We start from the raw sequence: 25,974 nt of genomic DNA, 5'->3' as shown, positions 1-25,974 counted from the left end.
GCTCCGTATCAAACGAGGGTGGTCTTGTAGTAGCGCTTGACGTGTTCGCTCAGGCGATAGCCGCCGCCCTGCGTGGGCGCGGCCTGCGTATCCGCGGCGGCCGGCTTGGCCTGCACGCCGGGGAGGACGACGGCCCCGACAGCAGCGGCGCCTACCGTGGCCGTACCCGCGAAGAATTTGCGGCGCGAACGATTGGTCGGACTTTGCGACATGGTCGTCTCCTGGCATTTGGCTATGAAATTCTTTGCATAATGTACCCCGTGACCTGGGGCAGGACAACCGCCAGAAGGCGGAGTCGCAGGTTGCGCTGCACAATGGCAGATGCCGAATCGCAGACGGGAATCAGTTCAGTTCGAGCCCGCTATCCCAGCATGTCGAACCCCTGGGCTTCGACATTCGCGAAGGCCAGAAGAAAGGCCGCCGCCCGCGCATAGAAACGCGCGGCGGGATGGGCGGCGATGGTTGCGCCCATGTCGTGGACCCAAGGCTGGATGTGCGTGCTGAAGAATTCGCGCTGGCGGGTCAGGTTGGACACGCCGGCGTCTTCGCCCGCGATCAGGTAGCGCATGACCTCGCACAGAAAGGCGATGTGATCTTCGGTTTCGGACACGGTTGCGTCGCGCGCCAGGCCCAGCACCTGCAGGTCGTTGCGCAGGCCCACCAGCGGCTTTTCGTTCAGGAAGCCGGTCAGGTAGTGCGAACCGAATAGATAGACCTCGGGTTTTCCCATGCCGCCGAACAGCGTGTCGTACTCGGCCGCGATGGCGGCGTCGCCCATCGCCTGGGCTTCCCGCTGCAGGTCTTGCCAGGGCGCCTCGAGGAAACTGCCGGCGTCCGGCGCTTGCGGTTCCGCCTTGCGCAGGGCTTCCAGCAGTTCGGGAGACGCCGGGGCGTAGAACAATTGGGCGAGCAGGCCGTAGATTTCGGCGCGGGCGACCTCCTCGTCGAAATCCGAAGGCGGGGGCAGGGCGGCGGACACGGAAACGGTCATAGTTGCGTGATCTTGGTTTCGTTTTCGGACGAGTACATTTCAATGACGCGGCAATCGCCGCACATCTTCAGGCGCTCGAGCGCTGCGCCCTGGAACATGGCGTGGCCGGCCAGCCGGCCGAGCATCGCTTCGACGCCCTTAACCGTGCCAAAAGGCTTGTTGCAGCGCACGCAATGGAACGGCTGGGTCTCGTTGATGACGACGGCTTCCTTGCGCCGCGGGGCCAGCAGCAGGCGCGGGACAAGCTTGATCGCCTGTTCGGGACAGGTCGTGGCGCACAGGCCGCATTGCACGCAGTTCTTTTCCAGGAAGCGCAGCTGCGGCGCCTGGGGATTGTCCAGCAGCGCGCTGGATGGACAGGCGCTCACGCAACTCATGCAGAGCGTGCAGCGCTCATTGTCGACTTCCAGCCCGCCCAGCGCGGCACCTGTGCCGGGAACGCCGGCGGGCAGCGGGATCGCCGGCGGCAGCGGCGCGGGAGCGTGGGCGATCAGGTGGTCCAGCGCCAGTTCCAGCGTGGTCCGCTTTTCCGGCGCGACCGCGTGGCGCGCGTGTTCGGCGGGCGCCTGGGGCTTGCGGCCGGCCAGGGCAAGCAGCGTCCGATCCAGCCCGGCCGGCTCCGACTCGCGGATCAGGTGCAAGTGCTGCCCGGCATAGCCCAGGCCGTTGAGCAGGGTTTGGGCCACTTCCATTTGTGCGGCCAGGCCGTCCAGGTATTGCGGCGCCTCTTCGCCGGTGGTCAGCACGGCGATCTGACTGGCGCCGTAGGCCACGGCCGAGAGCCACAGGTCCGCGCCCAGGCTGGCGGTGTGCCACAGCGATACCGGGATGACGTTGGCCGGGACGCCGTGGGCCACGCCCAGCGCGGCGGCGCGTCCTAGCTGGTCGATGAGGGCCTGGCCGCGGTCCTGGCTGTGCAGCAGCACGATGGCGTCGCGCCCGCCGGCCCGCGAGTAGGTGGACAGCAGCGTGCGCAGGCGCGCGCCTTGGTCGGCGATGCGCGGATAGCTGTAGCTGATGGCTCCCGTCGGACAGACGGTGGTACAGGCGCCGCAGCCGACGCAGAGATTGGGGTTTACCTTGATTTGCTGATTGCGGACATCGCTCGAGATGGCTTCGGCGGAGCAGATCTGCACGCAGGCGTCGCAGCCCACGGTGGTATTGCGGCTATGGGCGCAGAGCTTCTGCTTGTAGTCGAAAAACTTGGGCTTCTCGAACTCGCCGACCAGGTCGCGCAGCCGCAATAGCACGCCCGGATCCGTGCCGTCCCAGGTGAAATAGCCTTGGGGCGGGGCATGGCGGGTGAATACGGGCTGCGTGCCGAGGTTCAGCACCAGGTCGAAGGTTTCGGCGTAGGTTTCCGGCGGGCGGCTGAAATCAATCGCGCCCGCCACCTTACAGGAGGCCACACAGTCCCGGTGTGACCGGCACAGGTCGCCATTGACCTGGTAGTCCAGCCCGATGGCGCCTTCCGGACAGGCCGCCAGGCAGGCATTGCAACGGGTACAGAGGTCCAGGTCGATGGGGTTGTCCTGGGTCCATTGGGCTTCGAAGGCGCCCAGCCAGCCGGTCACGGCGCCCAGGTGGCCGGACAGGATGGGAAAACGCCTGTCCTGCGAGCCGCCGCGCTCGCCGAACCCTTGGGCAAATATCGTGACGTTCAGTACGTCGTCGAGCAGGGCGGCCGCCTGTTCGGCGCGATCCACCGGGCCGATGATCAGCAGGCGGCCCGCGCTTTTGTAGGTGACGGTGGGCACCGGGTCGGGGTCGGGCAGATGGGCGGCCGCCAGCAGCGCCGCCAGTTTCGGCATGGCCTGCGCGGCATCGCGGCTCCAGCCGCCGGTCTCCCGGATATTGATGAACTTCACGGGCGCGACGGCGCCTTCGGTGGCGGCGCCCAGTTCCCCGAACAGGCGCTTTTCCTGCGTACAGGCCACCACGACATCGCTTTCGCCGCGTATGGCCTGCTGGAAGGCGCCCGCTTCGCGGCGGCACAACGTGGAATGCAGGGTCAGTGTTTCGCCCAGTGCCTCGCCCAGCGCTTCGGGCGCCAGCGGCATTGTGCGATTGCAGTCGCAGATGAGTGTCGTCATGGCTTGGTTCCAGCGGTCGGTACCGGCTCGGCGGCGGACGGCAGTCCGGCGGGGGAATCGTCGGGCGTGGGCAAGGCTGGGGCGGCGACGCCGCCGGCGTCCGCCGCGCCGTTTTCGATGTCAGGCGCGCTTGCGCGTTCGGGCGCCGGGCTTGCTTGCGCGCCATCGGCCAGGGCGCTGGCGGCGCAGCGGGCCTCTTCTTCGAAAAAGCCGAAGATCTTGGATACCGCCATCTTGCGCAGGGCGGACTCCGGAAGCGGCGCCAACTGTGAATAGTCGTCTATATAAGTATCCAGCCCGTCCATCACGTTGTAATGCGGGTCGGCAAACAGCTTCTTGAGCGCCGCGTTCTTGACGTCGGGCGCCACGCCACGGATCACGAAGCGGCTGAAATCGGAATCGGCCGTGAGCGCCCGGACGTCGTCCATCGTGGGCAGCGCGGGCTCGGCCGGCTGTTCGGGCGGCGCAACCGGCGTGTCATCGAGGGCGGGCGCATCTTCGGCCAGGACCTCCGGCACGGGCGGCTTGTCCTGGAGTTCGCTTTCCCGTGCTTCGATTTTCCGGCGCGACCAGCGATGCAGGAAGCCTGAATGGCGTTCTTCGGTCATGATGGCTCGCCGCCGAATTTCTTGACGGTAGTGACGGATGCCGGGTTGCCGAAGCGGTCCTGCAGCGACTGGAAGCTGGCGGGGCGCCGCCGCCGCTTGGGCTCGGGCACATAGTAAGTGGCCACGAATGCCTTGATCCACGCCACGATATCGGGCGGCGCCGGCACCTGCTCTACGGTTTCCTGGGCGTCCAGCCAGCGTCCGGCATCGTGGTAGCTCAACGTGACGATTTCAGGGCGTGCGAGCGGCGCTTCGGCCACCGAGGGGCTTTCTTCCATGCGCCACAGCACGAACCAGCAGGGCGCAGGGGCCGACGCATTGAGCAGATAGCCCTCCGCGTCATCCTTGAACAGGCGGACGGTGAAACCGGGATGCAGCCAGCGCTCTTGCGTGTCGTCGTGGTAGAGCAGGCGCGGGTCGGCGCCGAACCCCGGCTCGTTGACCACGACGTCCTCGAGCACCCACCGCCATTCCTGCCATCGGCTCATGGCGCCGGTGATGCGCTCTTTGCGCATCAGCACCGCGACGTCCAGCGTGAGGGGGATGGGTGGAAAAGTTTCCATGAGCCGCTTCCGTTACGCGCGCTTGATGGCGATGGCCGAGAACTTGGCGGAATAGTCCTTGTCCATGTCCGCCACGGCTACGGCCACCTGACGCGCCAGCGATTTATACAGCCCGGCGACTTCGCCGTCGGGGTCGAAGACGACCGAGGGGCGTCCGCTGTCGGCCTGGAGGCGGATATTGATGTCCAGCGGCAGCGCGCCCAGATAGGCCAGGTCGTAGTCGGCCGCCATTTTCTGGCCGCCGCCCGAGCCGAAAATGTGCTCGGCGTTGCCGCATTTGCTACAGACGTGCACCGCCATGTTTTCGACGACGCCCAGGATCGGAACCCCGACCTTCTCGAACATCTTCACCCCCTTGCGCGCGTCCAGCAGGGCGATGTCTTGCGGCGTGGTGACGACCACGGCGCCGGTGACCGGCACCTTCTGGCTCAGCGTGAGGTGAATGTCGCCCGTGCCGGGAGGCATGTCGATGATCAGGTAATCGAGGTTCTTCCAGTTGGTTTTGCGCAGCAATTGTTCAAGCGCCTGCACTGCCATGGGGCCGCGCCAGATCATGGCTTCGTCGGCATCCACGAGAAAGCCGATCGACATCACCTGCACGCCGTAGTTTTCCAGCGGCTCCATGGTGTCGCCGTCTTCGCTTTGGGGGCGGCCTTCGATGCCCATCATCAAGGCCTGGCTTGGGCCATAGATATCGGCGTCGAGCAGGCCCACTCTGGCGCCTTCCGCGGCCAGGGCGAGGGCCAGATTGGCTGCCGTCGTGCTCTTTCCGACGCCGCCCTTGCCGGAGGCGACGGCGATCACGTTCTTCACGTTGGGCAGGAGCGCCACGCCGCGCTGCACGGCATGGGTGCCGATGACGCTTTGAAGGTTGACGGACACGTTCTGGACGCCGGGCACCGTCTTCGCCGCGCCGATGAGCGCGCGGCGCAATGCCGGTATCTGGCTTTTGGCTGGATAGCCCAACTCGACATCGAAGGAAACGTCGCCGTCGGCGCTAATGTCCAGGTTCTTGATTGCACGCGCCGAAACGAAATCCTTGCGGGTATTGGGATCCAGGCAGGTTTGCAGCGCTTTGAGCAGGGTATCGGAGGCAACCATCGGGCTTTTTATGAAGGGTGTCGACAACAAATAGGTGCACCTTCAGGAGCGTCTTGCCCCTGGATGACCTGGGCAACTCATCTTAGCAGAGGCAGCAGTGCACAGCGACGGGACTTGCCGCCGCGGGATTCCCTTTAACCGCGCTTCTCGATGCTGAATGCCCATGGCCCGTTCAGCGGCGCGCGCCTAGGGTTTTCCCTCGAAGGCGCCGGGTTCGCGTTGCCTTCTGAATTTCCACGCGTGAATGGCCCGATCCGGCTCCGGGAACTTCCCGATTGTCCCTGTTACTCAGGCTGCATCCGAACACGCGTTCGCCTCGATAGACGCAATCTCCAAGCTGGAGGAAATCCTCGATGTCCAAGCAAAACCTGCAAACCCTGCTGCAACGCATCGGCCAGATGGTCGGCATTCCCGATCTGGCTCTGGACGATGACGGCCACTGCCAATTGCGCCTGGACGGCAAGCTGGACATCGCCATCGAATTCGTCGAAGACGGCGAACAGGCGGTCTTCACTGCGCGCTGCGGCGCGTTCGGCGACCACAATCGTGCCCGCGTGCTGCAGCAGATCGCGGACGCCAATTTCTATTGGACCGGTTCAGGCGGAGGCACGCTGTCGACCAATTCGCGGGAAGGCATGGTGTACCTGCAGTTTCGCGAGCCGACCACGCAGATGGACCAGGCCCGGCTGGAGAAGCTGTTGCAGGCGCTCGTCATGAACGCCGAACGCTGGGCCGGCCGCCTGGCCGATGCCGTATCGGATTCCTCTCTCGCTCCGGAGACGGCGCCCGAAACCGCGCTGCCCGGCGGCATGCTGGCCAGCTGGGCCTGAGGAGCGCATCGTGCCCGGCATTCAACTGAACAGCTTCGCCAACCACGCGCAAGGTGCCGCCGACTCGCGTTTCACGCTCGACGACAACGGCGGCCTGCAATCTACCGGCAAGCGCAACATCGGCAATCTCTTCACGCGTGCCTGGGATTGCATGACACGCAGCGATGCGCAGGTCGCGGCCAACAAGGCGGCCGCCAACAGCTTCGTCAGTGCCCTGCGCGAAGAATACGGCGACGAGATCGCCAACGTCATGTCGCGCGACCTGCAGGCCCAGGTGTCCAAGGGGCGGCCGCTGACCGGCTACCGCATCGAGCAGGTGCTGGCGAAGGCCGACCGGATGAGCACCCACATCCAGGCCCAGAACGGCCAGCTGCTTGACGGCTGCCTGCCCGCGCTGACCGACTGGGCCTTGCGCGTAACCGGCGGCAGTTCGCATCCCAGCGTGCTGGGCCGCGCGCAGACCGTGCAGGTGTTGCGCCAGGCCATTGAAGGATCCCAGGCCTTCCAGCAGCACGCGTTCCAGAACGCCGCGCACATGCTGATGGATATGTTCGGCGAGGATGGCGCCGGACAGGCTGCGCAGGAATTTTTCGACCACTTCAAGGGCACCGCCAAGCAGGCGCTGGAGCACGAAGTCTCGGTGCGCCTGATGCCCGGCAGCACCGCGTTGCGCGATACTTGCGGCGACGACGTGATCAACCACTGCTTCAGCACGCTGCCCGGCGAAGAGCAGGGCAAGCTCAGGGAGATCGAGGCCTATCTGGGCGACACCATCAAAGAGTCGCTGCGCATGGACGGAAAAATGTCGCCGTCGAAGGTCGGCGTCTATGTCGGCATGCATGAGTACCTCGAAAGCAGCGTCGAGCATCTGAGCGGCCTGGACACGAGCGGCATGAGCGATGTCGAGAAATCCTATGTCGACGCCATGCGCGACGATGCGCTCCTCATGCAGGGGATGATCAAGGACCGGCTGGGCCTGCAGGGCCTGACGTCCGGCCAGATGCGCGCGCTGACCGACGTCAATCGGGACGCCGGGATGCTCGAGCAGGATGTCGGCGAAGGCCGGCTGCAGCAGGCTGATCAGGCGTGCCGCGGCCTGGCGCAAAGCCTCGGCGACTCGCTGGAGATACTGCGCGGCGTCGCGCCCGGCAATGCGGAGACGCGCATGGTGCTGACGTCCGTCATGGAACGGGGCGAAAGCGCGCTGTCGATGGCGCGCGACCTTCCCGGCGCGGTGACGAAGGGACTGCGCAGCGAAGACATGGTGTCGTCCAGCCACGACGCGCGCGACGTCCTGGCGCGGCTGGGCGAGGGCGGCTTCGACGGCCCGGACATTGCGTGGATGCACGCGCAGGGGCTGAACGTGGGCGATACCGTCATGCGCTTCTCGTCCGAGCAGATCCAGTTGCTGAAGGTCCAGGGCCTGAGCATCGAACTGGGCCTGCAGTACCTAGACAAGGGGGTGCCCATCCATCAGCGCACGCTGGTGGACGACTACCGCGACGAGCTGATCGTCGGCGTACCCAAGGCCTTGGGCGGCGGGCAGGTCAGCAAGCCTTACGACGTTACCTACGGTCGCGACCGCATGGTCTACAAGGAGCCTCAGATCAATCCTGAAACGGGCGAGGAAAGCGGCTTCGGCCCGTCGTCCAGGGTGCTGGGCATCGACCCCGGGAAGCCGCAGATGACGGTCCGCAATGTGGCCACCCGGGTCGTCGACGAACTGCTCGGCTTCAATCTCGTGCCCGACACCAGGATCGGCGTCCTCGACGGCAAGCTGGGGCTGGTAATGGGCTTTGCCGAGGGCATTGCGCCCCGCTACACCGTTGATACGGACGATACGTCCCGGCAATGGGGGCAGATGGTCATGGCGTACGGAGACGAAAATCCCGATCTGCTGCAATCCGTCAAGGACGGCGACCCGGAAACCGTCACCGTTCTCATGGATTTGGTGAGGGCCAATGACAGCCGCTATGAGCTGGGCGCTTTCGACGTCACCGACACCGAACAGGCCCGGCAAATCCTGCAGCTTGCCGATGGTTCGCCGGATGAACGGGAAACGGCCCAGACGCTGCTGCGCGGGCTGCCGGGGAAAATCGAAGATGGCCGCGTCATCCAGGAACTGCGCATCACCGCGATGCGGCAACGCGGCGACCGGGACCTGGAGTTCGACGACCCGGTGGTACGGCAGGGGCTGGTGAAACTGCAGTTGCTGGACGCGCTGACCGCGCAGGGCGATCGGCACCAGGCCAACTACATCGTCACCCAGGATGCGGGCGGCCGTTATACCGGCGTCGTCGCCATCGACAACGACCAGGCCTTCGGCACGAAGATCGGAAATCCCAATGACCTGTTGCGCCGGGTTTCGGGGAAGATGGTCATGGGGCCGGACGGCGTGATGCGCGGCGGCACGCAGAACCTGAATGGCGTGATGCTGCCCGGGGTGGTCGACCGCGACATGAAGGCCGCCTTCGATGAGATGACGCCGGAGGCGCTGCGCGCGCAGTTGGCCGGCCTGTTGCCTGACCAGGAGATCGAGCTGGCCGCCCAGCGCCTGGCCGTGATCAAAAGCCATCTGCAACAGCTCGAGCGCAACGGTATGGTGATCGACCCCGCCGACTGGGGCGGCGACAAGGTGACGGCCGCGTTGCAGGACGAACACAGCAGCTATGTGGCGCGCGACCGCAAGTACATCGGCCAGTTGCGGCAGGAAGAGGACCTGGAAAACCAGGCCTCGCTTTGAGCCGCCAGACGCCAAGGAAACATTATGGACACGACTTCCAACACGCCATCCGGCGCTACCACCCTCGACTCCGCCCGGAAGCTTTACCAGGGAGAGGGGTTGGCCCTGCCGCCGGTGCCGGCCGCGCAGGCCCTGCGCCTGCGCCAGGTCGGCGCCACCGCCTATGCCAGCCGCGATCTCGACTGGACGCTATACGACTTCGCGAATTTCGCGGATGAGCTGCAGTCCGGCAAGGCGGTGGAACCTTACGTGGCGTTCGGCCTGTCCGGGCACGGGCTGGCCTTGCAGGCGGCCCATTATTACGCCGTCACCGCCCATTGCGCCGTGCTGTTCCAGATGCAATGGGGGACGCCGATGAACCGCCCCGAGCAGGACCGCGAGCGCCATGACGCGGTGCTGGCGCTCGCGCAGAAGCTGCAGGCGGCGGCCGGCGCGCAGGCCGCGTCCGGGAAGCTGCCTGCCGGCCAGCGCATGGTGGCAGCCGAAAGCAGTTTTCACGGATCGCGCTGGGCCTGGCTGCCGGCCGATGATCCCGTCTGGCATCCCAGTCGCGGCGGCGTGATCATGGACGCCTTGATCGCGGTGAAGCAACTGGCCTGACCTTGCCGCGCCGCCCGGGCGGCTCAGGCTTCGCATTGCGCCACTCGGGCCGGCCGGCGCGGCAAGGTCCGCAGCGCCAGGGCGCCGGCGGCCGTCGCGGTGGCCAGCGCCGTCACGCCGACCCAGCCCCAATGGGCCAGCGCCATGCTGCCCAGCGCGCCACCCGCCGCCATGCCGACGAACACGCCCGTCATGAGCACCGCATTCAGGCGGCTGCGCGCGGCCGGGTCGATGCCGTACACGATGCTTTGATGGGCGATCAGCGACATCTGGATGCCCAGGTCGAAGCCGACGGCGCTGCCGGCGATCAGCCACAACGCGGCGGACGGCGGCAAGGCGGGCAGCAGCGCCATCGAGGCGAAGGACAGGGCCGTCAGGGCGGCACCCAGGCGGCCGAGCCGCGCGGGGCCATGGCGGTCGGCAACGCGGCCGACCAGCGGCGCGGCCAGCGCGCCCGCAGCGCCCGCCAGGCCGAAGGCCCCGGCGGCATCCGCGCCCAGGTGGAACGGCGCCTCGTGCAGCATGACGGCAAGGGTGGACCAGAAGGCGCTGAAGCCCATGTACAGCAATCCCTGCGCAATGGCGCTGCGGCGCAGTTCCGGATGCTGGCGCCACAAGGTGCCCAGCGACCCGAGCAGGGCCCGGTAGGGCAGGCGGCTGGTCGGCGCGAAGCCGGGCAGATGACGCCACAGCGCCAGTGCCAGCGCAAGAATCGCCAGCGCCGCCAGCCAGAACATGACGCGCCAGCCGAGATTTTCCGCCACGAAGCCGCCGATCACCCGGGACAGCAGAATGCCCAGCAACAGGCCGGTCATCACCGTTCCCACGATCGCGCCGCGGCGCTCGGCGGGCGCCAGCGTGGCGGCCGCGGGCACGATGTCCTGCGCCATGGTCGCTGCAAGGCCGACCGTGAAACTGGCCGCCAGCATCAGGCCCATGCCCGGGGCGAAGCCGGCCAGAAGCAGGGCGGCGGCCAGTACGGCGGACTTGGCCAGGATGATGCGCTTGCGGTCGTAGCGGTCGCCCAGCGGAGCCAGCAGCAATATGCCGAACGCATAACCAAGCTGGGTCAGCGTAGGAATCCAGCCCAGCGCGCCGGGCGCGGCGTTCAGCTCGGCGCCTAGCACGCCCAGCATCGGCTGGCTGTAGTAGAGGGAGGCGACGGCCAGGCCGGCGCCGACGGCCAGCAGCACGATCAGGCCGCGTGTCAGCGGGGTTTCGGAGGAGTTCGAGGAACGCATGATGAAAGTCCGAAGGAGAGTGTGGCGCAGATTGTGAATCTTGCTTCGGAGAGGTGGTAGCCCTGTTATGGGTAGATCCGTTATACGATGGGCGTATGATCAAGCCTCAAATCCCGGCGACGGGCACCGACCGCCTGCTGCTCATCGAGACCTTCGTGCGTATCGTGGAGGCCGGCAGCCTGTCGGCAGCCGCCGCGCAGTTGGGGGGGACGCAGCCCACGGTCAGCCGGCGCCTCCAGCTGCTCGAACGCACGCTGGGCGTGCGCCTGCTGCAACGGTCCACCCACGCCATCCGCCTGACCGAGGATGGCCAGCGCTGCTACGAACGCGCCAAGGAGCTCATTGCCGGCTGGCAGTCCTTTGAAAGCGAGGTGCGCGGCGCCGTCGAAGAGCCCGCGGGCATGCTGCGGGTGGTCGCTCCGCACGCTTTCGGCCAGCATCAATTCGTGGAACCGCTAGCGCACTACCTGCGGCTGTACCCCAAGATGCGCGTTGAATGGCTGCTGCATGACCGCATGCCCGACTTCATCGCCGAAAACGTCGATTGCGCCTTGCGCGTGGGCCCCGTCACCGATCCGTCGGTGGTTGCGCTGAAATTGGGCGAGGTGCCGCGCATCGTGGTGGCGGCGCCCAGCCTGCTGCCGTCTGGCGAAGTGCCGCAGCACCCCAGGCAGCTTGCCGGGCTGCCATGGCTGGCGTTGCGTACCTTCTACCGCAACGAGGTCGCCCTCACGAACCTGGATACGGGCGAGGCGGCGCGCTTCGGCATCGAGCCCCGCCTGTCCACCGATGGCCTGTATGCGCTGCGCCGCGCGGCGGTGCTGGGATTGGGAGTGGGGCTGGGTTCGGCCTGGGCCATGGCCGAGGACATGGCCCAGGGGCGCCTCGTGCACGCGGCGCCGCGCTGGCATGCCGAGCCGCTGCCGGTGTATCTGGTCTATGCGCCTTCGCGCTATCAGCCGGCGCGGTTGCGCCGCTTCATCGAGATCATGCGCGAGCACCTGCCGGTCGAACTGCGCAACGTCGAGGCCTGAGGCGGCCGGACGGCGCAAAGCGGGCGCCTCCGCCGAACCTTGCGTTATTGAGTCCGGCTTCGTAAGCTAGCCGGGTCTTGTCCATCAGTACTGCATTTCAAGCTGCCTCTTGGGGATTGGGATCATGTATCTGAGTAGCGGATTACCCACGGGGCCGCGACGCACCGCCTGGCGCCGGACCAGGAAAGCCCTGCGCGTGCTTGGCCTGGTCGTTGCCGTTTTCCTGGCCACGGCGATAGGCATCCGTCTCTTCGACATCCATCAGAGTCCGCCGCTGGCCGTCTGGCATACCTATGTTCCCGAAGAACTGAGCCGCGACGCGCTCGATCACAGCACCTGGCAGGATTACCTGGCGCGCGAAAAGAAGATCTTCGCCGAGGTCCGCAAGCAGGTGACCGAGCAGCTGGAGCCGGAAGACCGGACCGAGAGCAACCGCTATTTCAGCGGCGCGGTGGTCTATCCCGCGCGTTTTGCGCACGATTGGAACCTGTCGTATGCGCTCGATCCCGACGGTGACCCCGCCGGCGTGGCGGTCCTGCTGCACGGGTTGACCGATTCTCCCTACAGCCTGAGACATATTGCCGCGCATTACCGCGACGCGGGCTATGCGGTGGTGGCGATCCGCCTGCCGGGGCATGGCACGGTGCCTGGCGGCCTGACCGACGCCGCCTGGGAGGACTGGGCCGCGGCGACGCGGCTGGCGGTGCGCGAGGCGAGGCGGCGCGTGCCCGCGCCGAAGCCCTTGCATATCGTGGGCTTTTCCAACGGCGGAGCGCTTGCCTTGATGTACGCCATGGACGCCATCGACGACCCCGGGCAGGCCCGGCCGGACCGCTTGATCCTGATCTCGCCCATGATCGGCATCACGCAGTTTGCGCGCTTTGCCGGCCTGGCCGGGCTGCCCGCGATACTGCCGGCCTTCGCCAAGGCAGCCTGGCTGAGCATCGTGCCGGAGTTCAATCCGTTCAAGTACAACTCGTTTCCGGTGAACGCGGCGCGCCAATCGTATGAGCTGACCCGCGTGCTGCAGGAGAACATCGCCACCCGGCAGCGCCAGGGCTCCCTGGACAAGTTGCCGCCCATCCTGACGTTCCACTCGGTGCTGGACTTCACGGTCAGCACCCGCGCGCTGATCAACGCCCTTTACGCCCGCCTGCCGGCCAACGGCAGCGACCTGGTGCTGTTCGACCTGAACCGCGCCACCAAGCTCGGGCCGCTGTTCCGGCGCGGCGTGGAATGGTCGCTGTCCGGCACGCTGCCGCGCGAACAGCACAACTACCGGCTGACCATCGTCACCAACGCCTCGTCGATGTCCAGCGACATGGTCGAGCGCATCAGCGAGGCGGGCGATACCCACGTGGTCGATCATGCCATCGGCATGCAGTACCCGCGCGAGATCTATTCGCTGTCGCACGTGGCCTTGCCCTTCCCGAGCAGTGATTCGCTGTACGGCCAGCACCCGGACAACATCGAGGAGTACGGCATCAGCCTGGGCGCGATGTCGATCCGGGGCGAAGTGGGCGCGCTGGTGAGCGGCATGGATACGCTGGCAAGGCTGACGTCCAATCCGTTCTATCCCTATCTGATCAAGCGCATCGACGGCGTCATTGCCCAATGAGGGCGATTTGAAAACCGCCTCTCCAAGATCGCGAAAGCGGTGAACCTGAAGCCCATGCAATAGGAGCCCCGGCGCGCCGCGCGGATCCGCCCCGGGGGCGCTATCCCAGAGCCGCGACCCGCTTGCCGACTTCGGCGATGATCCGGTCGCGCTCGTCCATGGGGATGGCGGTGGTTTCCAGATAGACGCACACGATGATGGGGGCGCCGCCGGGCGCTTGCGCGAAGCCCGCGTCGTTGGCGCCGACCTTCGAATAGGTGCCGGTCTTTTCGCCGACCTTCCAGTCCGCCGGGAATCCCGCGCGCAGGCGTTTGCCGCCCGTGATGCTGGCCAGGAGCCAGGATTGCAGCAGCTGCCGCGATTGCGGCTTGAGGGCCTGGCCGAACAGCAGGGCGTTGAGCGTGGCGCTCATCGCGTGCGGGCTGGTGGTGTCCAGCGGTTCGCCCGCGTGGGGGCGGTTCAATTCGGGTTCATAGCGGTCGTGGCGCGTGACGATGTCGCCCAGGCTGCGCAGGTAGCGGGTCAGCGCCTGGGGGCCACCGTAGCTGCGGTGCATGAGGTTGGCGGCCGTGTTGTCGCTGGTGGTGACGGTGGCCTCGCAAAGTTCGGCGAGCGTCATGCCCTGCGGACCGACGTGCCGCCGCGTGACGGGCGCGTGCTCCTGGAGATCCGCTTCGGTGATGGGAATGCGCCGCGTCAGTTGGTCTTCGCCGCGATCCGCACGCGCCAGGATATAGGCTGCGGCCAGCGTCTTGAACGAGCTCAGCATCAGGAAGCGTTCGTCGCCACGATAGCCGGCTACCTGTCCGCTGGCCGTATCCAGAAGCCCGACTCCCAGGCGCCCTTGACTGGACGCTTCCAGCTCGGCTAGCGCTTGGTCGAACGCAGCCAGGCGATCCGGCGTCCATCGATATTTCTTATCTGTCTGGCTTCGCGCCAGTACAGGCATCCATCCGGCCAGGATGATGGCCGCGGTGAAGCTTCTTCTCGTAATCAAGACGTTCTCCTTTGAAAAACGCTTGCATGCTAGGCGCTGGACGGCGTCGTGAACAAACGGGAATAATTGTGGCCATCCCCTAGAAAAACTTATGCCACGCCATGGATCTTCCACTGAACGCCCTGCGAGCCTTTCAAGTGTCGGCGCGGCACCTGAGTTTTACCCGGGCGGCGCAGGAGCTCAACCTGACGCAGGCGGCCGTCAGCCAGCACGTCAAGAACCTGGAGGCGCGGCTGGGCGTGGCGCTGTTCCGGCGCGTGCCGCGCGGCCTCGTGCTGACGGATGAAGGCCTGGCCCTGATGCCGGTGCTGTCCGAATCGTTCGACCGGATCGCGATAGCCCTGCAGGGCTATCGGGGCAAAGTCCGGCGGCAGGTGCTGTCGGTGGGCGTAGTGGGGACCTTCGCGGTGGGCTGGCTGCTGCCGCGCATGCGCGGCTTCCAGTCCTTGAATCCGCAGGTGGATCTGCGCGTGTTCTCGAACAACAACCGCGTCGACCTGGCCGCCGAGGGCCTGGACCTGGCGATACGCTTTGGCGACGGCAATTGGCACGGCATCGATGCGCAGCCGCTGCTGTCCGCGCCCTTATCGCCGGTGTGCGCGCCCGCCGTGGCACCGCGGCTGCGCACCGCGCGGGACGTGTTGCGCGAGCCCCTGCTGCGTTCTTACCGGCCGGACGAATGGCCCGCGTGGTTCGCGGCGGCGGGCCTGGAGCCACCGCTGGTGCAAGGCTCTATGTTCGATTCGTCGCTGGTGCTGGCCGATGCGGCGGCGCAGGGCGCCGGCATTGCCCTGTTGCCTGTGCGCCTGTTCGAGCGCGAGTTCCTTTCGGGCCGGCTGCTGCGTCCGTTCGCGCTGGAGGTGGAGACCGGAAAATACTGGCTGACCCGCATCGCCAGCCGCCGTCCGAACGCCGCCATGCAGGCTTTCAGCGGCTGGATGCACGGCGCGCTGGCGGCCTAGCGCGGCGCGGCTTTAACGGACGGCCTCGATCAGGTGGCGGGTGGAGTGGGCAATGACAGGCGTGCCCTGGCGCATCTGGCTGTCCAGCTCACGCAGCGGGTCGAGGTACTTCCGCACGGAAAAGTCCGGCACCCACCACACGCACTTGCGCAGGATCCAGATGACCGCGCCCACGTCGTAAAAAGCCAGACGGCAGCGCGCGAGGCGCAGATCGGCGATGGACAGGCCTGCGGCCCGCGCGGCGGCCGCTTCGTCTTGCGGATCGCGCCGGGCGCGCTCGCGCGGCAGGGGGCCAAGAAAGCGCTCGATCAGTTCGAACGCCGAGGCAGGGCCCACGTGCTGTGCGAAGTAGCGGCCGCCCGGGACGAGGACCCGATGGATCTCGCGCCAGTCCGGGCGCACGGGATGCCGCGCAGTGACGAGCTCGAACGAGGCGTCCGCAAACGGCAGCGCGGCGCCTTCTGCCACCTGCACCACGCTGACGCCGCGCACGGCCAGGCGCGCGTGCGCCTGCCGTGCGTTGGGAGGCCAGGTTTCGGTCGCGCACATGCGCGGCGGAAAGCGCGGGGCCTCGGCAAGCACTTCGCCGCCGCCCGTGTCGAGGTCGAGCGCGGATTGGGCCTGCGCCAGGCGCTGCGCCAGCAACCGCGCGTAGCCCCAGGGCGGGCGTTCTTCGGTGGCGCGTCCGGCGAGCCAGCCGAATCCCCAGCCGGTCACATCGGCGGCCTCGGCTTCGGCAACGAGTTGGTCGAAGGGTTTCATGGTGTCGAATGTCTCCTGGCGACCCCGTCGGAGCCGCGGCCGCCATTGCCATGAAGGAAATCGCGCATGGGAAACCGCAGCGCGCCGGGCGAATACGCTTTTGCAGGATAGGCGTCATCGGTCCAGGTTCGCCTCAAGTACAGGGATCGGTTATGCGCCCGCGCCCGGGTTCATGTTAGCTGGCGTCTGTGGCCGTCTTGATCAAGGTTTCGCGGAAAGTCTGCACGAGGGGCCGCAGATTGATCTTGTGCCAGGCCGCCCAGAGCGGCGTGCGATAGGAAAATTCGGGCAATTCGCGCATGACGACGCCCGCCGGAGCCTGGTGCCGCAGGCTTCGCTGGACGGTGGTCACGCCGAGCCCCGCGGCGACCAGGCCCAGGGCGGCCAGCGGTTCCGTGGCTTCCATCGAAATCGTTGGCGTGAAGCCGGCTTTCGCGCAGGCCGCGATGAATGTGTCGTGCCGCAGCGCGCTTTCCTTGTGCATGACGCCGATCCACTTCTGCGCGGCGAGATCGGCCGACGTGATCTGCGCTGCCTCGGCCAGGGGATGCCCCGCGGGTAGCACCAGCAGCATCGGATCGTTGAGCACCTGTGCCGCTTCGAGGTCAGGGTCGTCGGGCGAGGGCGGCTCGCAAACGAGCGCGATATCCAGGCTGCGCTGGCGCAACCCTTCCAGCTGCGTTTCCGATTGTTGGTTGTACAGCGCGATGTGCACCGCCGGACGGCCGTCGCTCAATTCGCGCAGCGCATTCGGCAGCACGCCCGAATGCATTGCGTATTCCAGGTACCCGATGCAGAGGCCGCCCTCGTCGCCGCGGCCGAGGCGGCGGGCCAGAGATTCGAGCCGGTTGGCATGCGTCAGGAAGGCCTTTGTTTCCGCCAGCAACGTGCGTCCGTCGCGGGTCAGGCGGATCCGCTGCTGGGAGCGCTCGAAAAGCACCAGCTCGAGCTTTTCCTCGAGTTGGGCGATTTGGCGGCTGAGAGGAGATTGGGAGATATGCAGCCGCTCGGCCGCGCGCCCGACGTGCTCTTCCTCGGCGACGGCGACGAAATAATGAAGTTGGCGGAGATCCAGCATGTTAAGACCTTGAAAGACTCATCTTGTGCAAATTATGTCTTGGACAGACTTAAGTGGCAACCCTAGACTGCCTTCACCTCAACAAATCTACACATGGAGCAATCATGAGCATCAAGGAAAAACTCGCCGGAAACGTACTGGGTTTCGGCACCGCCCCGTTGGGCAACATGTTTCGCGATATCCCGGAAGCGGAAGCCCAGGCTACGGTGGATGCGGCCTGGGAGCATGGCGTGCGTTACTTCGATACCGCCCCGTTTTACGGCGCGGGCCTGGCCGAAATCCGGCTGGGCGAAGCGCTGGCCCGGCGCAAGCGCGACGAATACGTGCTCAGCACCAAGGTGGGCCGCCTGATCCTCGACGAAGTCGAGGACGCCAGCGCCCGTGCGCTGGGTGAAAAGAGCGGCCTGTTTGCGGCCGGACGGCCCAATCGGCTGGTCAACGACTACTCCGCCGACGCGACGTTGCGCTCGATCGACGACAGCCTCAAGCGGATGAAGACCGACCGCATCGATATTGTCTGGATCCACGATATCGCCCAGGACTTTTACGGCGATGAGTGGCTGTCGTACTTCGAAGTGGCCCGCAAGGGCGCCTTCCGTGTCCTGACCCGCCTGCGCGAAGAAGGCGTGATCAAGGCCTGGGGCCTGGGCGTGAACCGCGTCGAGCCGATCGAGCTGACGCTCGATCTCTCCGAAGCGCAGCCCGACGGGTTCCTGCTTGCCGGCCGCTATTCCCTGCTCGACCACGAACGCGCGCTGCAGCGCCTGATGCCGAAGGCGGCGCAGCGCAATACCGGGATCGTGGTAGGCGGCCCGTACAGCTCCGGCATCCTGGCCGGCGGAACGCATTTCGAATACCAGAAGGCTCCTGCCGAAATCATCGCCCAGGTCGAGCGCATCAAGGCGATCGCGCAGCAGCATGGCGTTGGCATCAAGGCGGCGGCGCTGCAGTTCGTGCTGGCGAATCCCGCGGTGGCGGCCGTCATTCCGGGTGCAAGCCGGCCGGCGCGCGTTGCCGAAGACGCCGCCGCGCTGAAGGAAACCATTCCCGCCGCTTTCTGGCACGAACTGCGCGAGCAGCGCCTGGTTGCCGCGAACGCGCCGCTGCCCGTCGACCGCATCTGATATCCGACGAGAAATCCATCATGGCTCAAGCTTCTGCAACGATCACGCTGCCGGTCGAACCCGGCAAGGTATGGCAATTGATCGGCGGCTTCGATTCGCTGCCCGACTGGCTGCCGTACATCCCGAAGAGCGAAGTGAGCGAGGGCGGCCGTGTGCGCCGCCTCGCCAACCCCGACGGGGACGCCATTGTCGAACGGCTGGAAGCCTTCGACAACGGCGCGCGCAGCTACACCTATTCCATCCTCGAAGCGCCGTTTCCCGTCACGGGATACCGCTCCACGCTGCGCGTGGTCGGCCTGGACGGCGACCGGGCCTCGCGGGTCGAGTGGTCCGGCGAGTTCACGCCGGCGGGCGTCAGCGACGAAGCGGCCTCGGGCTTGTTCGAGGGCATCTACCGGGACGGCCTGACGGCGCTGGCGGCCACGCTGGCCGCGGCGGCCGGCGCCACGTCCTGAGCGTGAGGATGCGCGCCATTGCGCGCCTGGACGGTCCGCGCCGCCAGGCGCGCACCCGGCGCGCATTCGCTTATTTGATTTGAAGTCAAAAGAATTTGGACCATCCAGGGCTTAATCCACAAATATAAAGCGCGCACACTTCGGTCCATTCGAGAATTTCATTGGAGCGCAGTCATGCCTCTTGCCCTGCTTGCCCTCACTCTGGCGGCCTTTGCCATCGGCACCACAGAGTTCGTCATCGTCGGTCTCATCCCGACCATCGCCACGGATCTGGGAGTGTCCCTGCCGTCGGCCGGGCTGCTGGTCAGCCTGTATGCCCTGGGCGTCGCCGTGGGCGCGCCCATCCTGACCGCCCTGACCGGGCGGGTGCCGCGCAAGCCCCTGCTGGTCGGGCTGATGGCGCTGTTCACCGTCGGCAACCTGGTGGCCTGGCTTGCGCCCGGCTATGCGACGCTGATCGTGGCGCGCCTTCTGACGGGCCTGGCACATGGCGTGTTCTTTTCGGTCGGCTCCATCGTCGCCACCAGCCTGGTGCCGCGCGAGAAGGCCGCCAGCGCCATCGCCACCATGTTCAGCGGCATGACCGTGGCCTTCGTCACCGGCATTCCGCTGGGCACCTTCATCGGGCAGCATTTCGGCTGGCGCACGACCTTTCTTGCGGTCGCCGCGTTTGGCGTGATCGCCCTGATCGGCGCGCTGCTGCTGGTGCCGCGCAATATCCCTCACGCCGCGCCGGCGCCACTGCGCCGCCAGGCTCGCGTGCTGCTGCAACCGCGCCTGCTGCTGGTCTACGCGATGACTGCCGTCGGCTACGGCGGCTCGCTGATCGCGTTCACCTTCCTGGCGCCCATTCTCGAAACCGTCGCCGGCTTCAAGCCGGACATGGTGGGGCTGGTGCTGCTGGCCTACGGCATTTCGGTCGCGGGGGGCAACATCTGGGGCGGCCGACTGGCCGACCGCCGCGGCCCGGTGGCTGCGCTGAAGATCATCTTCGGTTTGCTGGCCCTAGTTCTGCTCGTGCTCACGTTCACCGCACCGAGCAAGCCGCTGGTGGTATTGACCGTGCTGGCCTGGGGCGCCGTGGCCTTCGGCAATGTGCCGAGCCTGCAGGTCTACGTGGTGCGCCAGGCCGAGCAGGTCGCGCCCGACGCGACCGACGTTGCCGCCGGCTTCAATATCTCCGCCTTCAACCTCGGCGTGGCAGGCGGATCGTGGGCCGGCGCGCTGGTGGTCGACCACCTGGGCCTCGAGCACACGCCCTGGATCGCGGCGGTGGTCACGCTGGCCGCGTTGGGCCTGACCGTGCTGTCCGGGCGGCTGGACAACCGCGCCGCGGCCGTTCGGCCGGCGCAGGCCTGATCTTTTTCCCGGAACCCGATTTAGGAGCCATTCCATGAACATCCTGGAACGCAACGGCCGCGAAGCCGACCTCAAGAACCTGGCCAAGCCGGGCGCGCTGGCCCGCCTGAGCGCGGGCGGCTTCAGCATCGGCATCGAGGCCCCGCTGGACAACGACTGGACGCTTGCCGGCGACCAGGCGCGGCGCCAGGCCGGCCGCCTGCCGGGCGAGCCCGATCTGCTGCGCCACGCCGACTTGGCGCAACTGGCCGACCGGCTCGGCTTTCGCGCCCTGTGGGTGCGGGATGTGCCCGTGTACGACCCGTCCTTCGGCGACGCGGCGCAGGTCTTCGAGATGTTTTCCTACCTGGGCTACCTGGCCGGCATCACGCGCGACATCCTGCTGGGCACCGCCGCCGTGGTGCTGCCGATACGCGAGCCGCTGCTGACGCTGAAATCCGCGGCCACCGTGCAGCGCCTGAGCCGCGGCCGCCTGCTGCTGGGCGTGGCCAGCGGCGACCGGCCCGTGGAATACCCGCTGTTTGGCCGCGACTTCGCGGGCCGTGGCGGCAACTTCCGCGAGCAGGTTGCGCTGCTGCGCGAAGGCGCGCCGTCCCGCCTGCCCCCGGGGCTGGAGGTCCTGCCGCGGCTGGACGCGCCGTTGCCGCTGCTGGTTGCGGGCCTGGCCCAGCAAACCCCGGGCTGGATCGGCGAACACATGGACGGCTGCCTCGCCTATCCGGGCACGCCCGGCGACCATGCGCGCCGGGCCGCGGCCTGGCGCAACGTGGCTGGCGCCAAGCCCTACGCCAGCTTCATCCATCTGGACCTGGCCGAACGCGCCGATGAGCCGATGCAGCGCTGGCGCTTCGGCTTTCGCGGCGGCCGCGAGGCGCTGGCCGACGAACTGCGCGCCCTGCGCGCGGCCGGCGTCGATCACGTCGGCCTGCATTTCCGCCGCAACCAACGGCCGCTCGCCGAAACCTTCCACGAGATCGCCGAGCACGTGCTGCCCCTTTTCCACACCCCATCGCCAGCCGTGACCGCGGCCGCCGAGGAGACCTGCAATGCCTGATATCAAAGATCCGCTCTTCCAGCCGTATTCCCTGGGAAGCCTTCAACTGCCCAACCGCGTTGTGATGCCGCCGATGACGCGTTCGCGCGCCAGCCAGCCCGGCGACGTGCCCAACGCGCTGATGGCCGAGTACTACGCGCAGCGCGCCAGCGCCGGACTGATCGTGAGCGAGGGCACCTGGATCTCGCCGCTGGGCAAAGGCTATGCCTGGACGCCCGGCATCCACACGCCGGCGCAGGTCGCGGGCTGGCGCCAGGTGACCGAGGCGGTGCATGCCGCCTGCGGCCGCATCTACGCCCAGCTCTGGCATGTGGGCCGGCTGAGCCACACCAGCCTGCTGGGCGGGCAGGCGCCCGTGTCGTCGTCCGCGATCCAGGCCGAAGGCGTGAACGTGTTCGTCGCCGAGAACGACGGCACGCCCGGCTTCGTGCAGGCATCCCGGCCGCGTGCGCTGGACAAGGCGGAAATCCGCGCCATCGTCGACGAGTACCGGCAGGCGTCGCGCAATGCCGTGGCGGCCGGGTTCGACGGCGTCGAACTGCATGCCGCCAACGGCTATCTGGCCAACCAGTTCATCGATTCCAACGCCAACGACCGCACGGACGAATACGGCGGTTCGCTGGAGAACCGCCTGCGTTTCCTGGACGAGGTGGCCCGCGCGCTGGTCGAAGGCGTGGGCGACGCGAGCCGCGTCGGCATCCGCCTGGCGCCACTGACCACGCTCAACGGCTGCGCCGACGCCGATCCCGAAACCACCTACCTGGCGGCGGCCAAGCTGCTGGGAGAGATCGGCGTGGGCTACCTCCACATCGCCGAGGCCGACTGGGACGACGCGCCGCTGATGCCGGTCGCGTTCAAGGAGCGCCTGCGCACGGCCTTTCCCGGCACGTTGATCTACGCGGGCCATTACACGGCCGAGCGCGCGCGCGAAGCCGTGGCGCGGGGCTGGGCCGACCTGATCGGCTTCGGCCGTCCCTTTGTCGCCAACCCAGACCTGCCCGAGCGCCTGCGCATCGGCGCGCCCTTGAATGAACACGACCGCGCCACGCTGTTCGGCGGCGAAGCCCGCGGCCTGATCGACTATCCCGCGCTGGAAGCGGCGGAGGCCTGAACCATGGAAAACCAATCCCCCGACACCAAGCCGCTCTTCGCCGGACGCAGCTTCCGGGTCGACTACGAAGGGCTGTCTGCCCACAACTGCTATGCCGAGGACGGGGCGACGATCCGCTACGAGATTGTCTCCGGCCCCTACGCCGGGGCCAGCGGCGAGGCGCGCTGCCTGTGGCAGCAGGTCGGCGACGGCGTTTATGCGATCTCCTGGCAGGAAGCCGACGGCGCTACCGTCGTGCATCTGGACGATTTCGTGCGGGGCCGTTCGCGCGCCTTCTTTACGGCGGCCGACCTCAGCTTCTACCGCATGGTAGGGGCGCTGACGGCGCTGCCGGAATAGGCCGCCCGCTTGGCGCTGCGGGCGTCAGACCCCCAGATACGCCTGCCGCACCTTGGGATCGGTCAACAGTTCCGCCGCGGGGCCGCTGTGCACGATGCGGCCGGTCTCCATCACGTAGCCGCGATCGGCGCCCGACAGCGCAAGGTGGACGTCCTGCTCGACGAGCAGGACCGTGACGCCTTCGCGCTGGATGTCGGCCAGCACGCCCATCAATTGCTCGACCACCACCGGCGCCAGGCCAAGGCTCATTTCGTCGATCATCATGAGCGCGGGCGCGGCCATCAGCGCGCGCGCCATGGCGCACATTTGCTGTTCGCCGCCGGACATGCTGCCGGCGAGCTGCCCGCGTCTTTCCGATAGCCGTGGAAAGAACCCATAGACCTTGTCCAGGTCGCGCGCGATGTCCGCCTTGGCGGTGCGCCGGTAAGCGCCCATCAGCAGATTGTCCTGCACGCTCATGCGGTCGAACAGCTGCCGGCCTTCGGGGACCTGGACCATGCCGCTGGCGAAGGCCTGGTCGGGCGCGGCCTGCGACAGCTGCCGGCCGTTCATTACGATGCTGCCGGTACTGGGCAGCACGCGCGACAGCGCGCGCAGCAGCGTGGTCTTGCCCGCGCCGTTGCTGCCGACCAGCGCCACGATCTCGGCGCGCCGCACTTCGAGCGAGACGTCGGTCAGCACCGGCAGTTCGCCGTAGCCGGCGCTCAGGCCTTCGACCTTCAGCAGGGGAGCGGCGGTCTCGTTCATGCGCGCTGCCTTCCCAGGTAAGCCTGCACCACCTCCGCATTGGCCAGTACTTCGCCGGGAGGGCCGTCGGCGATTTTCTCGCCGTGGTGCAGCACCAGGAGCCGGTTCGACAGGCTCTTGATGGCTTTGATGACATGTTCGATGACCAGGACGCTGATACCGGTGGCGCGCACCTTGCGAATCACGTCGATGACCTCGTCGATCTCGACCAGGTTCAGGCCCGCCATGACCTCGTCGCAGAGCAGGACCCGGGGCTGCATGGCCAGGGCCTTGGCCAGTTCGAGCCGCTTGCGGCCGGGGCCGCCGAGCGCTTCGGCTCGCTGGCCGGCCGCGCGGCCCAGGCCGACGAAGTCCAGGCAGGCCCGCGCCTGCTCGCGGGCCTGCGCGAGGTCGGGCTGGCCGCCGCCGCGGCCGAACAGCGCGCCGACCGCGACGTTGTCCAGGACCGAGAGGCCGGGGAAAGGGCGCATGATCTGGAAGGTCCGGCCGATGCCCAGGCGGGCCCGGCGGTACGCGGGCAGATTGCCTATCGGGTTGCCCTGGTACAGGATCTCGCCATGCGTGGGCGCGAGGGTGCCGCTGATCAGGCTGACCAGGGTGGTCTTGCCGGCGCCGTTGGGGCCGATGAGCCCCAGTATTTCGCCCTCTGCCAGTGTGAAGCTGACCTGGTTCACGGCCACCAGTCCGGCGAAGCGCCGCGTGACGTTGCGGATTTCCAGGATGGCGCTCATAGCTTGTGGGCCCGGATGTTTTCGATGAAATAGCGCCATCCCGATTTTCTGTAGCGGCGCAGCAGGTCGGTCAGCCCGCGCGGCATCAGCACCACCGCCGCGACAATGACGGCGCCGAAGAACAGGCCCGCGGCGCTGGTGACCTCGCTGGACAGCAGCTCGGATATCGCCGACAGGGAAAAGGCGCCCACGACGGGGCCGAGTACGGTGCCCGCGCCGCCGAATACGGCCATGATGATCATCTTGACGTTCAGCCCGATGTCGAAGGCGCTTTCCGGGTCCAGGAAGGTGATCCAGTAGGCATGGATGCCGCCCGCCAGCGCGCTGAACACCCCCGACAGCGCGAACGCCGCCACCTTGTACAAGGTGGTGTTCACGCCCATGACGGCCGCGCCTTCTTCGTTCTCCCGGATCGCGATCAGGCCGAAGCCGAACTTGCTGCGCGTCAGCCAGGCGACGGTCAGCGTCGCCAGTACCAGCAGGCCGAGCGACAGCTCATAGAACAGCGGATCGTTGTTGAGCGGCGGTAGCACCAGGCCGATGTTCTGGCCGGCCAGCTCGATGTTCGAAACGATGGCCGTCATGACCTGGGCCAGCGCCAGGGTGGCGATGGCGAAGTAATGGCCGCGCAGCCGCAGCACCGGCATGCCCAGCAGCAGGGCGAAGGCCACGGCCAGCACGACGCCGAACGCCAGGCCGGCCGCGAAGGGCAGCTCCCACTGCACCATGGCGATCGCCACGCCGTAGCTGCCCAAGCCATAGAACACCGAATTGCCGAAGGACGCGTAGCCGGTGTACCCGCCAATGATGTTCCATCCCTGCGCGAGCACGGCCAGCAACAGGGTGTTGATGCCGAACTGCACCAGTACGTCCGAGCCGTACCAGGGCACGCCGGCCAGGGCGGCCACCGCCGCCAGCGCCAGGATCGCGCGCCAGGTTTTCATGCCGCTCTGCCCAGCAGGCCGCTGGGCCGCAGGAACAGCACCAGCACCAGGATGCCGAAACTGGCGACGTCGGCGAACGTCGGCCCCACGTACAGCGTGGTCAGCGATTCGATGATGCCCAGGAACAGCCCGCCCACCATGACGCCCAGCGGATTGTCCAGCCCGCCGATGATGGAAATGGCGAAGCACTTCGCGGTCAGCGTCGCCCCGATGTAGGGATTGATCTGCGAGACGGTCCCGTACAGTCCGCCGGCCGCGCCGGCCAGCGCCAGGCCCAGTCCGAACGTGACGGCATAGAGATGGCGCGGCTCTACCCCATAGAGGCGCGCCGCCACCAGGTTCTGCGCGGTGGCGCGGATGGCGCGGCCCAGGCGGCTGTGCAGCAGGAACAGCCACATGCCCAGCGTGAGCGCCAGCGCCACGCCGAACGCCGCCAGCCGCGCCATGGGCAGCGTTACGGCGCCAAGCGTATAGCTGTCGCCCGCGTAGGGAGGATTGATGGTGCGGAAGTCGGCCGAGAACACCAGCTGCGCCAGGTAGGTCAGCACGACCTCCAGGCCGAAGGTGATGAGCAGCGTATTGAACATGGGCGCGCGCACGATCAGGTTCAACAGCCCGCGCTGCAGGGCGTAGCCCAGCGCGAACAGGGCGGCGGCCGTCAGCGGCAGCCCCAGAAAGGGATCCACGCCCAGGTCCGTGTACAGATACCAGGACGCGTACGCGCCCAGCATGATGAACGCGCCGTGAGCGAGGTTGACGATGTTCAGCACGCCCCAGACCAGCGCCAGGCCCTGGGCCATCACGGCATACAGTCCGCCGAGCAGTATGCCGTTGACGAGGATTTGCGCGAGCAGGTCCATCGCATGATCCCTGGGCCTCTTGCGGGCCG

26 protein-coding genes are annotated in these 25,974 nt (G+C 67.2%); 12 read left to right on the top strand and 14 right to left on the bottom strand.

Annotated features, from left to right (window positions below):
• Positions 1-8 precede the first annotated feature (8 nt).
• The 6 genes from AGI3411_RS11065 to apbC all read right to left on the bottom strand — a co-directional run bounded on the left by AGI3411_RS11065 (position 9) and on the right by apbC (position 5,356).
• Positions 9-212: a formate dehydrogenase gene (locus AGI3411_RS11065; RefSeq protein ID WP_129527419.1), complete on the bottom strand. Its 204-nt coding sequence runs from the start codon at positions 210-212 to the stop codon at positions 9-11.
• Positions 213-361: 149 nt separating this feature from the next.
• The gene (locus AGI3411_RS11060; protein WP_129527418.1) at positions 362-991 is read right to left on the bottom strand and encodes a TorD/DmsD family molecular chaperone; all 630 of its coding nucleotides are present in this window, start codon (positions 989-991) and stop codon (positions 362-364) included.
• Positions 988-3,084, bottom strand: a complete 2,097-nt coding sequence (locus tag AGI3411_RS11055; protein WP_129527417.1) for a 4Fe-4S binding protein — start codon at positions 3,082-3,084, stop codon at positions 988-990. The genes AGI3411_RS11060 and AGI3411_RS11055 overlap by 4 nt, the downstream gene beginning before the upstream one ends.
• Positions 3,081-3,692, bottom strand: a complete 612-nt coding sequence (locus tag AGI3411_RS11050) for a DUF3306 domain-containing protein (protein ID WP_129527416.1) — start codon at positions 3,690-3,692, stop codon at positions 3,081-3,083. The genes AGI3411_RS11055 and AGI3411_RS11050 overlap by 4 nt, the downstream gene beginning before the upstream one ends.
• Positions 3,689-4,255, bottom strand: coding sequence for a DUF3305 domain-containing protein (locus tag AGI3411_RS11045; protein WP_129527415.1), 567 nt, complete (start codon positions 4,253-4,255; stop codon positions 3,689-3,691). Before AGI3411_RS11045 ends, AGI3411_RS11050 begins: the two co-directional genes overlap by 4 nt.
• A gap of 12 nt (positions 4,256-4,267) precedes the next feature.
• A complete protein-coding gene (gene apbC / locus AGI3411_RS11040; RefSeq protein WP_129527414.1) occupies positions 4,268-5,356 on the bottom strand; it encodes an iron-sulfur cluster carrier protein ApbC in 1,089 nt (362 codons plus the stop codon).
• A gap of 353 nt (positions 5,357-5,709) precedes the next feature.
• On the opposite strand from apbC, the gene AGI3411_RS11035 reads away from it, so the two are divergent.
• The 3 genes from AGI3411_RS11035 to AGI3411_RS11025 are packed head-to-tail and all read left to right on the top strand — an operon-like array spanning position 5,710 to position 9,529.
• Positions 5,710-6,186, top strand: coding sequence for a type III secretion system chaperone (locus AGI3411_RS11035; RefSeq protein ID WP_129527413.1), 477 nt, complete (start codon positions 5,710-5,712; stop codon positions 6,184-6,186).
• A 10-nt stretch (positions 6,187-6,196) separates the two neighbouring features.
• On the top strand, positions 6,197-8,929 hold the full coding sequence (locus AGI3411_RS11030; RefSeq protein ID WP_129527412.1) for a hypothetical protein: 2,733 nt from the start codon (positions 6,197-6,199) through the stop codon (positions 8,927-8,929).
• Between the two features lie 24 nt (positions 8,930-8,953).
• Positions 8,954-9,529, top strand: coding sequence for a hypothetical protein (locus AGI3411_RS11025; protein ID WP_129527411.1), 576 nt, complete (start codon positions 8,954-8,956; stop codon positions 9,527-9,529).
• A gap of 23 nt (positions 9,530-9,552) precedes the next feature.
• On the opposite strand, the gene AGI3411_RS11020 is transcribed toward AGI3411_RS11025, so the two are convergent.
• Positions 9,553-10,770: an MFS transporter gene (locus AGI3411_RS11020; protein WP_129527410.1), complete on the bottom strand. Its 1,218-nt coding sequence runs from the start codon at positions 10,768-10,770 to the stop codon at positions 9,553-9,555.
• A 95-nt stretch (positions 10,771-10,865) separates the two neighbouring features.
• Between AGI3411_RS11020 and AGI3411_RS11015 the strand changes: the two genes are divergently transcribed.
• Both AGI3411_RS11015 and AGI3411_RS11010 read left to right on the top strand, forming a co-directional pair.
• The gene (locus tag AGI3411_RS11015) at positions 10,866-11,804 is read left to right on the top strand and encodes a LysR family transcriptional regulator (RefSeq protein ID WP_129527409.1); all 939 of its coding nucleotides are present in this window, start codon (positions 10,866-10,868) and stop codon (positions 11,802-11,804) included.
• Positions 11,805-11,928: 124 nt separating this feature from the next.
• Positions 11,929-13,422 (top strand): alpha/beta hydrolase, encoded by a 1,494-nt coding sequence (locus tag AGI3411_RS11010; RefSeq protein ID WP_129527408.1) that lies wholly within the window; start codon positions 11,929-11,931, stop codon positions 13,420-13,422.
• Between the two features lie 100 nt (positions 13,423-13,522).
• Here AGI3411_RS11010 and bla read toward each other — a convergent pair whose 3' ends face one another.
• On the bottom strand, positions 13,523-14,419 hold the full coding sequence (gene bla / locus AGI3411_RS11005) for a class A beta-lactamase (protein ID WP_244240317.1): 897 nt from the start codon (positions 14,417-14,419) through the stop codon (positions 13,523-13,525).
• Positions 14,420-14,520: 101 nt separating this feature from the next.
• Here bla and axcR point away from each other — a divergent pair, with 101 nt between their 5' ends.
• Complete coding sequence (axcR, locus tag AGI3411_RS11000) at positions 14,521-15,381, top strand: putative beta-lactamase transcriptional repressor AxcR (protein ID WP_129527407.1); 861 nt, start codon at positions 14,521-14,523, stop codon at positions 15,379-15,381.
• A 12-nt stretch (positions 15,382-15,393) separates the two neighbouring features.
• Here the strand turns inward: axcR and AGI3411_RS10995 are convergent, their stop codons facing one another.
• Together AGI3411_RS10995 and AGI3411_RS10990 are read right to left on the bottom strand one after the other, a co-directional pair.
• Positions 15,394-16,143, bottom strand: coding sequence for a class I SAM-dependent methyltransferase (locus AGI3411_RS10995; RefSeq protein WP_129527406.1), 750 nt, complete (start codon positions 16,141-16,143; stop codon positions 15,394-15,396).
• 175 nt (positions 16,144-16,318) lie between these two features.
• A complete protein-coding gene (locus tag AGI3411_RS10990) occupies positions 16,319-17,221 on the bottom strand; it encodes a LysR family transcriptional regulator (protein ID WP_129527405.1) in 903 nt (300 codons plus the stop codon).
• Between the two features lie 104 nt (positions 17,222-17,325).
• Here AGI3411_RS10990 and AGI3411_RS10985 point away from each other — a divergent pair, with 104 nt between their 5' ends.
• From AGI3411_RS10985 to AGI3411_RS10960, 6 genes are all read left to right on the top strand, one after another.
• The gene (locus tag AGI3411_RS10985; protein ID WP_129527404.1) at positions 17,326-18,345 is read left to right on the top strand and encodes an aldo/keto reductase; all 1,020 of its coding nucleotides are present in this window, start codon (positions 17,326-17,328) and stop codon (positions 18,343-18,345) included.
• A gap of 20 nt (positions 18,346-18,365) precedes the next feature.
• Positions 18,366-18,800, top strand: a complete 435-nt coding sequence (locus AGI3411_RS10980) for an SRPBCC family protein (RefSeq protein ID WP_129527403.1) — start codon at positions 18,366-18,368, stop codon at positions 18,798-18,800.
• A gap of 174 nt (positions 18,801-18,974) precedes the next feature.
• On the top strand, positions 18,975-20,159 hold the full coding sequence (locus AGI3411_RS10975; protein ID WP_129527402.1) for an MFS transporter: 1,185 nt from the start codon (positions 18,975-18,977) through the stop codon (positions 20,157-20,159).
• 34 nt (positions 20,160-20,193) lie between these two features.
• On the top strand, positions 20,194-21,213 hold the full coding sequence (locus tag AGI3411_RS10970; protein ID WP_129527401.1) for a TIGR03571 family LLM class oxidoreductase: 1,020 nt from the start codon (positions 20,194-20,196) through the stop codon (positions 21,211-21,213).
• Complete coding sequence (locus AGI3411_RS10965; RefSeq protein ID WP_129527400.1) at positions 21,206-22,324, top strand: alkene reductase; 1,119 nt, start codon at positions 21,206-21,208, stop codon at positions 22,322-22,324. The genes AGI3411_RS10970 and AGI3411_RS10965 overlap by 8 nt, the downstream gene beginning before the upstream one ends.
• Before the next feature lie 3 nt (positions 22,325-22,327).
• Positions 22,328-22,663 (top strand): MoaF-related domain-containing protein, encoded by a 336-nt coding sequence (locus tag AGI3411_RS10960; RefSeq protein ID WP_129527399.1) that lies wholly within the window; start codon positions 22,328-22,330, stop codon positions 22,661-22,663.
• Between the two features lie 24 nt (positions 22,664-22,687).
• Here the strand turns inward: AGI3411_RS10960 and AGI3411_RS10955 are convergent, their stop codons facing one another.
• Genes AGI3411_RS10955 through AGI3411_RS10940 form a run of 4 tightly spaced genes read right to left on the bottom strand, consistent with a single transcriptional unit; the run spans position 22,688 to position 25,945 of the window.
• Positions 22,688-23,410, bottom strand: coding sequence for an ABC transporter ATP-binding protein (locus AGI3411_RS10955; RefSeq protein ID WP_129527398.1), 723 nt, complete (start codon positions 23,408-23,410; stop codon positions 22,688-22,690).
• Entirely contained in the window at positions 23,407-24,141 is a 735-nt protein-coding gene (locus AGI3411_RS10950) for an ABC transporter ATP-binding protein (RefSeq protein WP_129527397.1), read from the bottom strand. Before AGI3411_RS10950 ends, AGI3411_RS10955 begins: the two co-directional genes overlap by 4 nt.
• Positions 24,138-25,085, bottom strand: coding sequence for a branched-chain amino acid ABC transporter permease (locus AGI3411_RS10945; protein ID WP_129527396.1), 948 nt, complete (start codon positions 25,083-25,085; stop codon positions 24,138-24,140). The genes AGI3411_RS10950 and AGI3411_RS10945 overlap by 4 nt, the downstream gene beginning before the upstream one ends.
• Positions 25,082-25,945, bottom strand: a complete 864-nt coding sequence (locus AGI3411_RS10940) for a branched-chain amino acid ABC transporter permease (RefSeq protein WP_129527395.1) — start codon at positions 25,943-25,945, stop codon at positions 25,082-25,084. Before AGI3411_RS10940 ends, AGI3411_RS10945 begins: the two co-directional genes overlap by 4 nt.
• Between the last annotated feature and the right edge of the window lie 29 nt (positions 25,946-25,974).

This window comes from Achromobacter agilis (genome assembly GCF_900496965.1).
Taxonomy (GTDB): domain Bacteria; phylum Pseudomonadota; class Gammaproteobacteria; order Burkholderiales; family Burkholderiaceae_B; genus Achromobacter; species Achromobacter agilis.
Note: the sequence above shows the minus strand (reverse complement) of the source record. Positions and strands in the feature narration are given on the sequence as shown.